11 protein-coding genes are annotated in these 14,334 nt (G+C 65.4%); 4 read left to right on the top strand and 7 right to left on the bottom strand.

All coding sequences use genetic code 11. The annotated features are described in order from the left end of the window. Nucleotides 1-50 precede the first annotated feature (50 nt). Both C0456_RS04690 and ligA read left to right on the top strand, forming a co-directional pair. Nucleotides 51-1,736 carry a DNA repair protein RecN gene (locus C0456_RS04690; RefSeq protein ID WP_291048892.1) on the top strand — a complete coding sequence of 562 codons (1,686 nt, stop codon included), beginning with the start codon at nt 51-53 and terminating at the stop codon, nt 1,734-1,736. Beyond that, on the top strand, nt 1,733-3,838 hold the full coding sequence (gene ligA, locus C0456_RS04685; RefSeq protein ID WP_291048890.1) for an NAD-dependent DNA ligase LigA: 2,106 nt from the start codon (nt 1,733-1,735) through the stop codon (nt 3,836-3,838). Before C0456_RS04690 ends, ligA begins: the two co-directional genes overlap by 4 nt. Before the next feature lie 19 nt (nt 3,839-3,857). Here ligA and C0456_RS04680 read toward each other — a convergent pair whose 3' ends face one another. After that, nucleotides 3,858-4,691 carry an outer membrane protein assembly factor BamD gene (locus C0456_RS04680; RefSeq protein ID WP_291048887.1) on the bottom strand — a complete coding sequence of 278 codons (834 nt, stop codon included), beginning with the start codon at nt 4,689-4,691 and terminating at the stop codon, nt 3,858-3,860. A 224-nt stretch (nt 4,692-4,915) separates the two neighbouring features. Between C0456_RS04680 and C0456_RS04675 the strand changes: the two genes are divergently transcribed. After that, nucleotides 4,916-5,362, top strand: coding sequence for a helix-turn-helix domain-containing protein (locus tag C0456_RS04675; RefSeq protein WP_291048885.1), 447 nt, complete (start codon nt 4,916-4,918; stop codon nt 5,360-5,362). Nucleotides 5,363-5,396: 34 nt separating this feature from the next. Here the strand turns inward: C0456_RS04675 and lpxC are convergent, their stop codons facing one another. The 5 genes from lpxC to C0456_RS04650 form a co-directional block, all read right to left on the bottom strand. Then, nucleotides 5,397-6,308, bottom strand: a complete 912-nt coding sequence (gene lpxC / locus C0456_RS04670) for a UDP-3-O-acyl-N-acetylglucosamine deacetylase (protein ID WP_291048883.1) — start codon at nt 6,306-6,308, stop codon at nt 5,397-5,399. A 289-nt stretch (nt 6,309-6,597) separates the two neighbouring features. Beyond that, nucleotides 6,598-8,088, bottom strand: coding sequence for a cell division protein FtsZ (gene ftsZ, locus C0456_RS04665; protein WP_291048880.1), 1,491 nt, complete (start codon nt 8,086-8,088; stop codon nt 6,598-6,600). Between the two features lie 123 nt (nt 8,089-8,211). Beyond that, complete coding sequence (gene ftsA, locus C0456_RS04660) at nt 8,212-9,507, bottom strand: cell division protein FtsA (RefSeq protein ID WP_291048878.1); 1,296 nt, start codon at nt 9,505-9,507, stop codon at nt 8,212-8,214. Continuing rightward, nucleotides 9,507-10,382 (bottom strand): cell division protein FtsQ/DivIB, encoded by an 876-nt coding sequence (locus C0456_RS04655; RefSeq protein WP_291048876.1) that lies wholly within the window; start codon nt 10,380-10,382, stop codon nt 9,507-9,509. The genes ftsA and C0456_RS04655 overlap by 1 nt, the downstream gene beginning before the upstream one ends. After that, a complete protein-coding gene (locus C0456_RS04650) occupies nt 10,370-11,278 on the bottom strand; it encodes a D-alanine--D-alanine ligase (RefSeq protein ID WP_291048874.1) in 909 nt (302 codons plus the stop codon). Before C0456_RS04650 ends, C0456_RS04655 begins: the two co-directional genes overlap by 13 nt. Before the next feature lie 411 nt (nt 11,279-11,689). On the opposite strand from C0456_RS04650, the gene C0456_RS04645 reads away from it, so the two are divergent. Further along, on the top strand, nt 11,690-13,771 hold the full coding sequence (locus tag C0456_RS04645; protein ID WP_291048872.1) for a TonB-dependent siderophore receptor: 2,082 nt from the start codon (nt 11,690-11,692) through the stop codon (nt 13,769-13,771). A gap of 93 nt (nt 13,772-13,864) precedes the next feature. On the opposite strand, the gene C0456_RS04640 is transcribed toward C0456_RS04645, so the two are convergent. Continuing rightward, nucleotides 13,865-14,334: hypothetical protein (locus tag C0456_RS04640; RefSeq protein ID WP_291048870.1), on the bottom strand; the 470-nt coding region annotated here is incomplete at its 5' end.

Genomic DNA, 14,334 nt, shown 5'->3' with positions numbered 1-14,334 from the left:
GCCCATGATTCTGGTTGTTCTCATTTTGTTCTCGTGGTATCAGCCCCTTCATGCTGCTCTCAGTCTCTATCCGTGATTTCGTGCTTATTTCCCGGCTCGATCTTTCGCCGGGGGAAGGCTTCACCGCCCTGACCGGGGAAACCGGCGCGGGCAAATCCATCATTCTTGACGCCATTGCGCTTGCCCTCGGCGGGCCGGCTGACCGGGGCGTGATCCGCGCGGGCGCCGGGCAGGCGAGCGTTGCGGCCGAGTTTGAGGTGGCGCGAGATCATCCGGTCTGGGCGCTGCTGACCGGGCAGGGCGTGGCGGCGCAGGCGGGCGAGACGCTGACGCTGAAACGCGTGGTGCGGGCGCAGGGGCCCGCGCGCGGCTTCATCAATGACCAGCCGGTGAGCGCGTCGCTGCTGGCCGAGGCGGGCGACCTGCTGGTGGAGATCCATGGGCAGCATGCGGCGTCCAGCCTGATGCGGCCATCCTCCCATCGCCGGCTGCTGGACCAGTTTGCCGGCAATGAGGCGCTGCTGGCCGAATGCGCCGCCGCCTGGCAGGCGCTGGACGCCGCGCGGGCCGAGCGGGCGCGGCTGAAGGCGGAGCAGGACGCGGCGCGGGAGGCGCGCGAATGGCTGATGGCATCGGTCGAGGAGCTGGAACGCCTGGCGCCGCAGGCGGGCGAGGCCGAAAGGCTGGCCGAGGAGCGGATGCGCCTGATGCAGGCCGAGCGTATCCAGGAAGCGGTTGCCGAGGCTGAAGAGGCGCTCGCCAAGGGCGGGTCTGAAACCGCGCTCGGCAAGGCGGCGCGGGCGGCCGAGCGGATCTGCCGGTTGCCGGGCTTTGAAAGCGGGGAGGGCCAGCTGGCCGAAACCGCGCGGGCCGCCGCCGAGGCGATCGAGCGGGCGCTGATCGAGGTGCGCGAGGCAGAACTCGCCGTGGCGCGGCTGGCGGCGCTGCCCGAAGCGTCGGGGGATCTCGACGCGGTGGAGGCGCGCCTCTTTGCGCTGCGCGCGGCGGCGCGGAAATATGGCGGGGAGGCAGAGCTGTTGCCGGCCCGGCTGGAGGCACTGCGCGGGCGGCTCGACCTGGTGGAGGCGGGCGACGCCGGCCTCAAGGCGGCCGAGGCGGCGGAAAACGCGGCGCGGGCCCGCTGGCATGGCGCGGCCCACCGGCTGACGCAGGCGCGCAAGGGCGCCGCCGGGCGGCTGGAAGCGGCGATTGCGGCGGAGCTCAAACCGCTGAAGCTCGGCCGGGCGACGATCCGGGTGGCGCTGGTGCCACTCGCCGAGGAGGAAGCTGGCGCGGCCGGGGCCGAACGGGTGGAATTTGAGGCCGAGACCAATCCGGGCGCGGGCTTTGGCGCGCTGCGCAAGGTGGCCTCGGGCGGGGAGCTGGCGCGGGTGTCGCTGGCGCTGAAATGCGCGCTCGCCGAGGCCGGCAGCGCGGGCACGCTGATCTTTGACGAGGCCGATCAGGGCGTGGGCGGGGCGGTCGCCGCCGCCATTGGCGAGCGGTTCGAGCATCTGGCGCGCACGCGGCAGGTATTTGCCGTGACCCACAGCCCGCAGGTGGCCGCCGCCGGGGACAATCACTGGCTGATCGAGAAGCTTCCGGAGGCTGGCGAGACCCAGCTCAGCTTGCTAGACGCGTGCGGACGGCGGGAAGAAATTGCCCGCATGCTGTCGGGCGCGGAAATCACCGATGAGGCGCGCGCGGCGGCAGGGAGGCTGATGGAGGATGCATGAGCGCGGAAAAACCGGTCGAGGCGCTGACGCCGGCAGAAGCGGCCGCAGAGCTGGAACGCCTCGCCAGGGCGATCGCGGATGCGGATGCGGCCTATTACCAGAATGACGCGCCGGAGCTGACCGACGCCGACTATGACGCCCTGCGCCAGCGCAACCTTGCCATCGAAGCGCGTTTCCCGGAGCTCAAGCGCGAGGATTCCCCGACCGAGCGGGTGGGCGCCGAGGCAGGCGACGGCTTTGCCAAGGCCCGCCACAGTGCGCCGATGCTCTCGCTCGACAATGCGTTCACGGATGAAGATGTGGCCGACTTTGCCGCCCGCATCCGCCGCTTTCTCGGGCTGCCGGCCGAAGAGGTGGTGGCCTTTACCGCCGAGCCCAAGATTGACGGCCTCTCGCTCAGCCTCACCTATGAGAAGGGCAAGCTGATGCGCGCGGCAACGCGCGGGGACGGGCAGACGGGCGAGGACGTGACCAAGAATGCCCGTACCCTGAAGGATATACCGGCAAAGCTGAAAGGTTCAGGCTGGCCGGATAGCATCGAGATCCGGGGCGAAGTGTATATGGCCAAGTCCGACTTTGCCGCGCTGAATGTGCGCGAAGAGGCGGCCGGGCGCAAGACCTTCGCCAATCCGCGCAATGCGGCGGCCGGCAGCCTGCGTCAGCTGGACGTGGAGATTACCAAGGCGCGGCCCTTGCGTTTCTTTGCCTATGCCTGGGCGGCGGCGAGCGCGCCTTTTGCGGAGACACAGTTTGAGGCGGTTGGCGCTTTTGCCGATTGGGGATTTGTTACCAATCCGCGTATGATCCGTATCGAGACGGTTGAGGAAGTCCTCTCCTATTATACCGAAATCGAGGCCGAACGCGCGGGCCTTGAATATGATATTGACGGGGTGGTCTACAAGGTGGACCGGCTGGACTGGCAGCAGCGGCTCGGCTTTGTCAGCCGCGCGCCGCGCTGGGCGATTGCCCACAAGTTTCCGGCTGAAAAGGCGGTTACGCGGCTGCTCGGCATCGATATTCAGGTGGGGCGGACCGGTTCGCTGACGCCGGTGGCGCGGCTGGAGCCGGTGACGGTCGGGGGCGTGGTGGTCTCCAATGCCACGTTGCACAATGAGGACGAGATCGCGCGCCTTGGGGTGAAGCCGGGCGACCGGGTGGAGGTACAGCGGGCGGGCGATGTGATCCCGCAGGTGTTGCGCGTGGTGGAAGCCGGGCAGGGGCCGGTCTGGACAATGCCGGACACGTGCCCGGTCTGCGGCTCGGCGGCGGTGCGCGAGATCGATGATGCAGGCCGCGAGGATGTGCGCCGGCGCTGCACCGGCGGGCTCATCTGTCCGGCCCAGGCGGTGGAGCGGCTGAAACATTTCGTGTCCCGCAAGGCGCTGGATATTGACGGGCTGGGCGAGAAACAGGTGGCGCTGTTCTTCGAAAAGGGCGTGCTGAAGGCGCCGCAGGATATATTCCGCTTGAAGACGAATATCGAAGCTGCCGGCCTGCCGCCACTGGAGGAATGGGAAGGCTTTGGCGCGGCCTCTGCGAAGAAGCTTTACAGCGCGATTGATGCGCGCCGGAAGGTGGCATTCGCGCGCTTCCTCAATGGCCTTGGCATCCGCTATGTGGGGCAGACGACCTCTTCCCAGTTTGCGCGCAGTTTCCTCAGCTGGCAGAGCTTCTGGGCGGCGGTGAGGGCGGCCGAAGAGGGCGGCGTGGGCAGCGAGGCTTACAATGAGCTGATCGGCATTGACGGCATCGGCCAGGCGGCGGCCCGCGCGCTGATGGCGTTCGAGGGCGAGCCGCATAACCGCGAGATGCTCGCCGCGCTGCTTCAGGAAGTCGAGGTGGAGGACGAAGTACCCGCCGCGACCGACAGCCCGGTGGCGGGCAAGACAGTGGTGTTCACCGGCACGCTGGAGAAGATGACACGCGACGAGGCGAAGGCGCGGGCGAGCGCGCTGGGCGCAAAGGTCGCCGGGTCGGTGTCGGCCAAGACGGATATCGTCATCGCCGGGCCCGGCGCTGGTTCAAAGCTGGCCAAGGCCGAGCAGCTTGGCCTGACGGTGATGACGGAAGACGACTGGCTCGCCCTGATCGGCGAGGCCTGACGGGCCGGCGGCCCGGCGGTTACTTGCCGCCGGGGATCAGCCGCTGAAGGAAGGACCGGCGGGTGGTCTCGTCGACGGTCTCGGGGTTGAGCCCCTCATTCGTCAGCAGCTGGTAGCTCATCTTGTACCAGTCGCTGCCCGGATAGTTGTGGCCGAGCGTGGCGCCGGCGGCGAGCGCCTGATCGCGCAGGCCGAGGGTGAGATAGGCTTCAACGAGGCGGTGGAGCGCTTCCTCGGCGTGAGAGGTGGTCTGATATTCGGTGACCACGCGGCGGAAGCGGTTGACGGCGGCCAGCGTCTGGTTGGAGCGCAGATACCAGCGGCCGATGGTCATTTCCTTACCGGCGAGCTGGTCGTTGACCATGTCGAGCTTGACCCGGGCGTCGCGGGCATACTCGCTGTCGGGATAGCGGCGGATGACCTCCAGAAAGGCGTTGCGTGCGCTTTCGGTGGTCGCCTGGTCGCGGCCGACATCGGTGATCTGGTCGAAATAGTTCAGAGCGATCAGGTAATAAGCGTATTCAGCTTCCGAGCCGCCCGGATGGAGCGAGAGGTACCGCTGCGCGCCGGAGATGGAGGTGGTGTAATCGCGCGAGCGATAGGAGGCATAGGCCGACATCACCATCGCGCGGCGGGCCCATTCCGAATAGGGGTGCTGGCGCTCGACTTCCTCGAAGAACAGCTTGGCGCGGGTGTAATCGCGGCGGTCCAGCCGGTCGGTGCCCTGATTGTAGAGCTGCTCCACCGGGCGCTCGACATAGGCAAGCTCGGGATTGCGGCGGCTCGAGGCGCACGCCGTCACCACAAGGGCGCTGGCAAGAATCACGAGGGGAAGGGGCGTCAGTTTCGACATGCGGTGCGGCCTCGCGCTCTCAGAACGTTTCGTCAGCTTGATTAGCCCGGATTGTGCGGGGTTTCCAAGACCGTTTGTCATCTGCGCGCATGCGGCAGGGAAGGGCGGCCTTGTCTTAAGGGTGTTGCGGACTAGCTCCCCGGGTATAAGGGTTCTTCTTTACGCGCCGGAACCCGGTTTTCGGGTGGGTCAACCGCAACCTATGGCGCAGTCAGGTAAACTCCATGAGACCGATCAAACTGAGTGATGCAAACCAGGTGGACCGTCAGGTGGGCGAGCGCATGCGCCGGCGGCGGATATTGCTGGGGCTGACGCAGGACCAGGTGGCCGATGCTCTCGGCATATCCTATCAGCAGATCCAAAAATACGAGACCGGTGCCAACCGGATCAGCGCCGGGCGGCTGGCCCAGATTGCCGAAGTGCTGGAGGTTTTGCCCGGCTGGTTCTTTGGCGCGGCCGAGGCGGCAGATGAGCCGGGCAGCTCGTCACGGGCGGTGATCGAACTGGTGCGCAACTTTTCCCGGATCGAGGACGACCGCGTGCGCAGCCATCTTATGGCGCTGATGCGGACGCTGTCAGGCGGGCCCGACCCGGACAGTGAGGTTGAAGCTGCCAGTGGGACGGAGCCTGCACGGCCTGCGGCCAATGGCGGGATCAGCGGGCAGGCCTGAGGCGCAGGCAGCGCCAGAGCCATCCGGTGAAAGCTCAGACGGCGGCGCGGACGTCTTCTGTCACGCTGGCGGAAGTGCCGGCGTCTTCCCAGCACCAGGCCGAGGGATTGGCGAGCAGGGCGCGCACCAGCTTGTTATTGATGCCATGGCCGGGCTGGACGGCGTCATAGGCGCCGGCAATCGGGGCGCCGGCAAGCATCAGATCGCCCACAGCGTCGAGCATCTTGTGGCGGATGAACTCATCCTCCACACGCAGGCCTTCCGGGTTCATGATGCCGTTATCGTCGATCACCACGGCGTTTTCGAGCGAGCCGCCGCGGGCCAGGCCCATGGCGCGCAGCATGTCGACATCGCGGGCGAAGCCGAAGGTGCGGGCGAAGGCGAGATCGCGGGCGAAGCTGCCAGGCAGGAGGCGCAGGGCCATCTGCTGCACGCCGATTGTGGGGTCGGTGTATTCGATGCGGGCGCGCATGGTGAGGCTGTCATCGGCGACCGGGGAGAGGGAGGCGCGCTTGGGGCCATCGGCCACTTCGACGCGTTCCAGCACGCGGATACGGCGGCGCAGGGCGCCCTGGGCCTTGAGGCCGGCGAGCATCATCAACTCGTAGAAGACCGAGGAGGAGCCGTCCATGATCGGCACTTCCTGGGCGTCGATCTCGACGATGAGATTGTCGATGCCGAGGCCGGCGATGGCGGCCAGCAGGTGTTCGACGACGGCGACGGAAACGCCGTGTTCATTGCTGATCGTGGTGCCGAGCTGGGTGTCGGTGACGGTTTCGGCATGGGCGGGCACGGTGCCGGTGCCGTTTGGCACATCGGTGCGGACGAAGACGATGCCGGTGCCGGTGGGGGCCGGTTTCAGGGTGAGGCGCGCCCGCACGCCGCTGTGCACGCCGACACCGGCGCAGCTGACAGCCTTGGCGAGGGTGTGTTGCATATCAACCATTGAACCAACAACCTGAACTGCGGCTGCACCTGGCGCAGCCTTCGGAATTCATTTGGCAAGGGAGGGGGCCAGCATCAAAACACGGGATATTGCGTGTTGTTACAAAATGGGGCGGGTGTTGGTTCTAGTACGCTGAAAATAAACGGACATTTCTGTTACAAAAGCTGTCACCGAAGGGACACACCGGGACAGTTTCGGACAGATAAGGGACAAATCCGGACACTTCCGGACAAATACGGACACGCCCGGACGAGGTCCGGGCGCGCGCTGGCCACATTCGGAAGGCAGATCAGTTGTTGGCCGACCGGCGCAGGAAGGCCGGGATTTCAAGATCGGCATCGTCAAACGGCGCCGGCTTGGGATGGTCGTCCGGCGAGGTGACGATCTGGCTGGGCACCGCCGGAACATCGGCCGTGTCGTTCTGGCCCTGGGGTGTGGGGCGGCGCCAGCCGAAGAGGTTGGCAAAGCCGGCCGAGGGCGCTTCGCGGGCCGGCCTGTCGGCAGAGGGCGCGTCCTTGCGGCTGGAGAAGACCGACGGCATCGGCGTGACAGCCTCGTCCTCATCGGAGGCATCGGCGGTGTCATCGATGATCACGGCGCGCGTGGCCGGCTGGGGCCGGGTGATGACGACCGGGCGGTCGTCGTCTTCTGCGTTGCTGGCCGGGGTGGGGGCCTCTTCGGCGGCGGCCGTCTCTGCCACCGTTTCCAGCATGTCTTCGATTTCCGGCTCGGCGAGCATCGGCTCAGGCTCGGGCTGGGCGGGGGCTTCCTCGACCGGGGCCGCGATGGGCTGGCGCACGCTGGCGGTGGCCGGCTGGGCAGCGGGCAGGCGGCGGGCAGCTTCATCCAGGCCGGCGGCAACCACGGAGACGCGGATCGTGCCTTCCAGCGCGGTATCGAAGGCCGAGCCGATGATGATGTTGGCTTCAGGATCGGCCTCGCGGCGGATCTCGTTGGCGGCCTCGTCCAGCTCGAACAGGGTCATGTCATAGCCGCCGGTGATGTTGATCAGCACGCCCTTGGCGCCGCGGATCGTGACATCATCGAGCAGGGGATTGTCGATGGCGCGGCGGGCCGCTTCCAGCGCGCGGCCTTCGCCGCTGGCTTCGCCCATGCCCATCAGGGCGGTGCCCATGCCGCGCATGATGGCGCCGACGTCTGCAAAGTCGAGGTTGATGAGACCCGGCATGACGATCAGGTCGGTGATGCCGCGCACGCCATTGTAGAGCACGTCATCGGCCATGCGGAAGGCGTCGGCGAAGGTCGTGCGGTCATTGGCGATGCGGAAGAGGTTCTGGTTGGGCACCACGATCATCGTATCGACATGGCTGCGGATGCGCGCGAGGCCTTCCTCGGCGAGCTTCATCCGGTGGCTGCCTTCAAAGCCGAAGGGCTTGGTGACCACGGCGATGGTGAGGATGCCAAGTTCCTGGGCCGCGCGGGCGATGACGGGGGCTGCGCCGGTGCCGGTGCCCCCGCCCATGCCGGCGGCGATGAACACCATATGGGCGCCTTCCAGGTGGAGGCGGATTTCCTCGAGCGATTCTTCAGCCGCGCGGGCGCCGATTTCGGGACGCGCGCCAGCGCCGAGACCGCCGGTGGTCTCCAGGCCCAGCTGGAGCTGCAATTCGGCCTGCGACCGGGCAAGGGCCTGAGCGTCGGTGTTGGCAACGACAAACTCCACACCCTGCAGGTTTGCCTCAATCATGTTGTTGACCGCGTTGCCACCGGCACCGCCTACGCCAAAAACGACGATTTTGGGTCTGAGTTCTTGAGTCATCGAGTGCCTATTCTCACAATCTCGCGTCCAGCCGGGCCATATCAGCGACCACCATCGCGTGGCGGGGCTAAAAAACGCTTAAGTGAATGTGGATAGCGCCAGAAACTTTTCAGGGAAATTCCGCTAGAAATTTTCCTTCAGCCAGCGCAGTGCGGCATTCACCCAGGTGCCCGATCCGGCAGCATCCTCTGTTGATGCCACGCCAGCCCGCGCCGCATCTGCATACCCCAACTCGGGATAGAGTATCAGGCCGGATGCGGTGGAGAAAGCCGGTGTTGCCAGTGTCTCGCCGAGAAACTCAGAAATCACCGGTTTGCCGAGCCGCACGGGCGCGCGCAGATAGCGGCTGGCAACTTCGCGGATGCCGGGAAGCTGGCTGGCCCCGCCGGTCAGAACGACGCGGTGGGGGAGCACCTTGCGGACATCGCTGGTCTCCAGGATCTGGGCGACCAGTTCGAAGGTTTCCTCGATGCGCGGGGCGATGATGCGGGCGATCTCGCCGCGCTCGGTGCGCGTGGCATGCAGGCGGCCATCATCGCCAAGGCGGGCCGCTTCCACGCGCTCTGCCAGGCCGGGGCCTTCAAGGTCTGCGGTGCCAAAGACGGTCTTGATCCGCTCGGCAGCGGCGAAGGTGGTGCCAAGGCCCTGGGCGAGGTCTGCGGTGACATGCTGGCCGCCGACCGGCACGAGGCCAAGCCAGGCCGGGGCGCCGTTGAGGAAGACCGAAACGGCGGTGATGCCGGCGCCCATATCAATGCAGATGGTGCCGTTTTCCAACTCGTCCTCGATCAGCGTGCCAAGGCCGGACGCGATGGAGGAGGGGACAAGCTTGGTGACGCCGAGATGGGCGCGGCCGACACATTCGACGAGATTGCGGACGATGGTTTTGGGCGCGGTGATCACCGCCATGCGGACATGCAGCGTGCCGGCAATCATGCCGACGGGCTGGCGCACGCGGCCGGCGGCGCGGTCAATCGTGTAGACCACCGGCCAGGCGGCGAGGATATCCGAATTCTTCTGCGGCACGCGGGCCATGGCCTGGGCATGCAGGCGGCGCACATCGCGGGAGGTGACGGCGCGCCCGCCCGGCTCGATCTGGGCTTCGACAAGGCAGGAGGTGACTTGCGGGCCGCTGACGCCGAGGATGACTTCGCTGATCGGTTCACCCGCTTCGCGCTCGGCATCTTCGACGGCAACCCGGATGGTGCGCTCGAGGCCTTCCATGTCGGTGATGCCGGAGCCGTTGAAGCCGCGCGTCTGCTGGCGCCCGCCGCCGAGGATCTGGATGCGGCGCGGGCCGGAGCCATCCGGGCGGCCGATCAGGCAGGTGGTTTTCGAGCAGCCGATATCGAGGGCAGCGACGGTGCCGGCGCGCTGGTTCTGGAGGCGGGCGAGGCGTTTGGCCGACAGGTTTGCCATCAGGTGCGCTCGCCGGCCGGGGTGAGGGGATGGGCGAGCTGGGCTTCCTTGGTGGCGCGCAGATAGACGCGGCTGCGCGAGCGCAGGTCGATCATTTCCAGCGGGCGCTGGGTGAGGGCGGTGCGCACCTGCAGCTTGGCGAGGCGGTCGAGGGCGGGCTCGAGCGCTTCGTCTTCGGGCAGGCGAACCGTCACCCCACTGACGAAACGCATGTCCCAGCGGCGCTCGCCGACGCGGGTGGCGACGGCCACGCGGTCGCTGATGTCAGGAGACGAAGCGAGGGCGCGGGTGAGCTGGGGCGCGGCGGCGGGCGCGCCGAGACCGGCAAGGCGCAGCAGGTCGCCATGATCTTCGGCCTTTGCATCCGGCAGGATGCGGCCGAGGCCATCGACGACTTTCCAGTCGCGCCCGTCATGCCAGAGGGCGACGGGCTCGGCGGCTTCGGCGAGGATCACCACCTGGCCGGGCCAGAGGCGGTGTACACGGACGTTCAGGACTTTCTTGGTGGATTCGACGCGGCGGCGGATGACATAGGGGTCGGCGCGGAACATGTTCTCGCCCGGCTCGATCATCGCGGCGGCGCGCACTTCATCGGCCAGCGCCGGGTTGAGCTCGAGCCCGATTACCGAGACCGAGCGCACGTCCACGCCGGCAAGGCGGGCGGTGTCATCCATGAAGCCGCCAAAGCGCGAGCCGATCTGCGACATCGACCCGCCCATCCAGGCGGCGGTGGCGACAAGGATGGCGACCAGCAGCACGATGCCGAAAATCACCGACGAAACGCGCACTTCCTCGCCCGTGGTCTCATCGATGATCGTGGCGGGCGGCGCGCGGCGGCGGCCGGGAACGGTCTGGTTACGCTCTATCTTTGGCATGAGGCGTCCTCGATCATCCAGGCGACGAGGTCCTCGAATGCCATGCCCACATGCGCGGCCTGCTCGGGGACGAGCGAGGTCGGCGTCATGCCGGGCTGGGTATTTGTCTCGAGGATCACGAGCCGGTCCTTCTCTTCATCATAGCGGAAGTCAGACCGTGTCGCTCCGCGGCAGCCAAGGGCCTGATGCGCAACGAGCGCGGCGTCCATTGCCGCTTTCGTTATCTGCGCGGGCAGCTCTGCCGGGATCACATGCCTTGATCCACCAGCCGCGTATTTTGCATCAAAGTCGTAATAGTCCCTTAAGGTCGTGATCTCGGTGACAGCGAGCGCGCGGTCTCCGAGGACGGCGACGGTCAGCTCGCGGCCGGGGATGTATTCTTCCGCCATCAGATAGTCGCCATAGCGCCAGTTCGGGCCGGTCAGCTCCTGGGGCGGGCCGTTGGCGCCCTCGCGCACGATCAGCACGCCGAAGCTCGAGCCTTCGTTCACTGGCTTGATGACATAGGGCGGGGGCAGGGCATGGGCGGCGGCGGCCTCTGCGCGGGTGACGCGCTTGTCGGCGGCCACATCAAGACCGGCGCCGCGATAGACGGTTTTGGATTTGAGCTTGTCCATGGCGAGGGCCGAGGCGAGCACGCCGGAATGGGAGTAGGGGATGCCCATCACCTCCAGCACGCCCTGCACGCAGCCATCCTCGCCCCAGGGGCCATGCAGGCCGTTGAGGACGGCATCGGGCTTGGCCTGCGCAAGCTGGGCGGCGAGGTCGCGGGTGACATCGATCTCGGTGACGTCATAGCCGGCCTTGCGGGCGGCAGCGGCCATCTGCTGGCCGGAGGACAAGGAGACGGGGCGTTCCGAAGACCAGCCGCCATAGATCACTGCTACCCGTTTCATGGGCCGTTTCATGGGGAAATTCCTTCTGCCGCTTACTGCCGCGCGCCCGCCTAGTTCATGGCCTGACACGGTGAACACCGACTTAAGACGCGGGGCGCGGCGGCTGTCAGGCGGGGGCGGGGCGGTTTTGCGGCGGATTACCGAAATATCATGTTTGGGCGCGGGGCGGGCAGGGCGGCGGCCGATTGCCCTGAAAACAGGGCGTTCGGGCGCCCCGGCCGCCAGAGGGCGGGCCAATCCTGTGCGAATGACCCTCAAGAGCGCATCGAAATAGCTATTGACTACATCTGTAGTCTTGTGAGACCACGCCTCAATCTTATTGAAGATCGAGAAATCGATACCGAAAAACGGAAATGACATTTGAGCGGCGCTGTCAAGCAGGCCTGCTCGGAGAGTGTGGAGGAAATGCCAATGCCGATGAAACCGCTGCTGATGGGAAGCCTTGCCGTGATGGCGCTGATGGGGCCTGCGGGCGCCGATACGGCGGTGGACGTCGTGCCGGATGCCAGCTCCGCCGCCACAAACGGAACGATCCGTTCCGAATATGTGCCGGCGGATTTTGCCCAATATGGCGCGGTGACGGCGCTGGACATGGTGCGGCGTATTCCGGGCTTTGCGATCATCCGCGATGACAGCGGCAATCGCGGCTTTGGCCAGGCGCGCGGCAATGTGCTGATCAACGGCCAGCGCGTCTCTGCCAAGGCGAACGGGGCCGAAGCTGAACTCGGCCGGATCGCGGCAGCCCGGGTGGTGCGCATCGAAGTGCTGGACGGGACGCAGACCGATATTCCGGGCCTGACCGGCAAGGTGGTCAACGTGATCACAGACGGCGAAGGCACGATGGACGGCACCTGGCGCTACAAGATCCGCCTGCGGGAAAACCTGCCGCCCTCGCTGAACGAAGGCACGGTGACGCTGGCAGGCAGCCAGGGCGCGCTGAGCTGGAGCGTGGAAGGGCGCAGCGCGCCGCAACGGGCGGGCGACGCGGGCTGGCGCCTCATTCAGGACGGGCAGGGCAACCTTCTGGAACAGCGCCGGGAGGATTTCACCCGCGTGATCGAGGACGTGTCGCTCGCCGGGTCGCTTTCCTGGAAGCCGGCGAGCGGAGACATTGCCAATCTCAACGCCAAGCTCGGCGTGTGGGAAGTGGACCGCAAGCAGATTTCCAAGACCTATCCGCTGGGCGGGGTGGAGGGGCGGCGCCTCTTCAAGGGGTCCGAAGACGAATGGAACGCCGAGATCGGCGGGGACTATGAATTCGGTTTCGGGCCGGGCCGGTTGAAGCTGATCGGCCTGGTGCGGCATGAGCACAGCCCGTTTGTAGACTGGTTCCTGATGGGCGGGCTCGACGGGTCTGGTCAGTATGCGTCCAATTTCGAGCAGAGCGTTGACGAGGGCGAATACATCCTGCGCAGCGAATATGCCCTGCAGACGGGGAAGGGGCGCGACTGGCAGATTTCCGCCGAGGGCGCGTTCAACTTCCTGGAGGCCGAAACCGCGCTGGAAGAGGCCGTGGGCGGCGGACCGCTGCTGCCGGTGCCGCTGCACCTTGCCAACAGCCGCGTGGAGGAACGCCGGGGCGAGGTGATCCTCACCCATGGGCGCCAACTCACCCCCAAGCTCAATCTGCAGATTTCCGGCGGGATGGAATATTCCGAGCTCGAACAGACCGGCGACGCGGAAAACAAGCGCAGCTTTACCCGGCCCAAGGGCATTGCCAGCCTTTCCTGGCAGCAGAGCGATACGCTGAAACTGGTGGGCAAGGTGGAGCGGCGCGTGGGCCAGCTCAATTTCTATGACTTCATTTCCTCGGTGGACCTTGACCTCGGCAATGGCCAGTCCGGCAACCAGAATATCGTGCCCAACCAATCCTGGCGCTATACGCTGGAGGCGCAGAAGAATTTCGGCGAATGGGGCGCGTCCACCATACGCTTCATCTATGTGGACCTTGAAGATGTGATCGACCAGGTGCCGATCGGGCAGGGGGCGGGGCCGGGCAATATCGACAGCGCCAAGGCTTATGCGGTGGAAACCGAATCGACGCTGAAGCTCTCAAAGCTGGGTTTCACCGGCGCCGAGATCACCGCCAAGGGACGGTATTATGATACGGAAGCCGACGATCCGGTGACCGGCATCCGCCGCTCGATCAATGGCCACCTGATCTGGGACTATAATATCGAGCTGCGCCAGGACGTTCCGAATACGGATATTGCCTGGGGCATGGTGCTGGAAGGCTTCAAGCAGGAGCCGTTCTATCAGCTTTCCGACACACAGCTCTCGGGCAATGAGCCGCCCTTCCTGATGGCCTATCTGGAGCATAAGGACATCGCCGGCATGACCGGCACGGTGGCCCTCGGCAACCTCACCAACCAGAAGGACACCTACTGGCGCCGCGTCTATGCTGGCGACCGCAACGGCCCCCTGGTGCGCACGGAGGAATATTCCCGCGCGTTCGGGCCGATTTTTACGGTGGAGCTGAAGGGGAAGTTTTGAGATGTATGCGTAGGGTGGGTTGAGCGGAGCGATACCCACCGGCTTGCGCGCGGGATGTTGGGTTACGATTTCGGGATCAACAATGCGTTCGCCTTAAGATTTCCCAATTTTGAATATCTCTTTGAATAGCTTGACTTGTTCATCTGTTATCGATGGCTCTGTGTCGGGTTTCGAGCTGTCTGCTTTAAAAAAGACAGGTGCCATAGTTTGCTTCAGCCTATTCTTTTCTTCTGTTGGCAGATCGTCAACGAAAGGACCAAAAGCTGAGATAAGCAACTCAAGTTCTTGTAAGCGAGCTTGGCTTCGGTTTAATCGGCGCAGCTCAATTGCGAGAAAAGTCGACGGAATGAGAAGAAATAGCGCCAATTGAGATTTGGCGATCATTGCTTCTAGCAAAGTGCCATTATATCCGCCTTGTTGAGTGACATATACTGTATATGCCATATATATGGCCGTTGCGAGGAAGCCTATATATGCAATGATTCGATACCAGCCAGCTGCGGTCCTTTGATCTTTTCCGACCTTATGAAACCGACCGACCAACGCTTCTGTTCCTGCCAACT

The organism is Hyphomonas sp. (assembly GCF_013823385.1).
GTDB lineage: Bacteria > Pseudomonadota > Alphaproteobacteria > Caulobacterales > Hyphomonadaceae > Hyphomonas.
The sequence above is the reverse complement of the archived record's forward strand: the minus strand, read 5'-3'. Positions and strand labels throughout refer to the sequence as shown.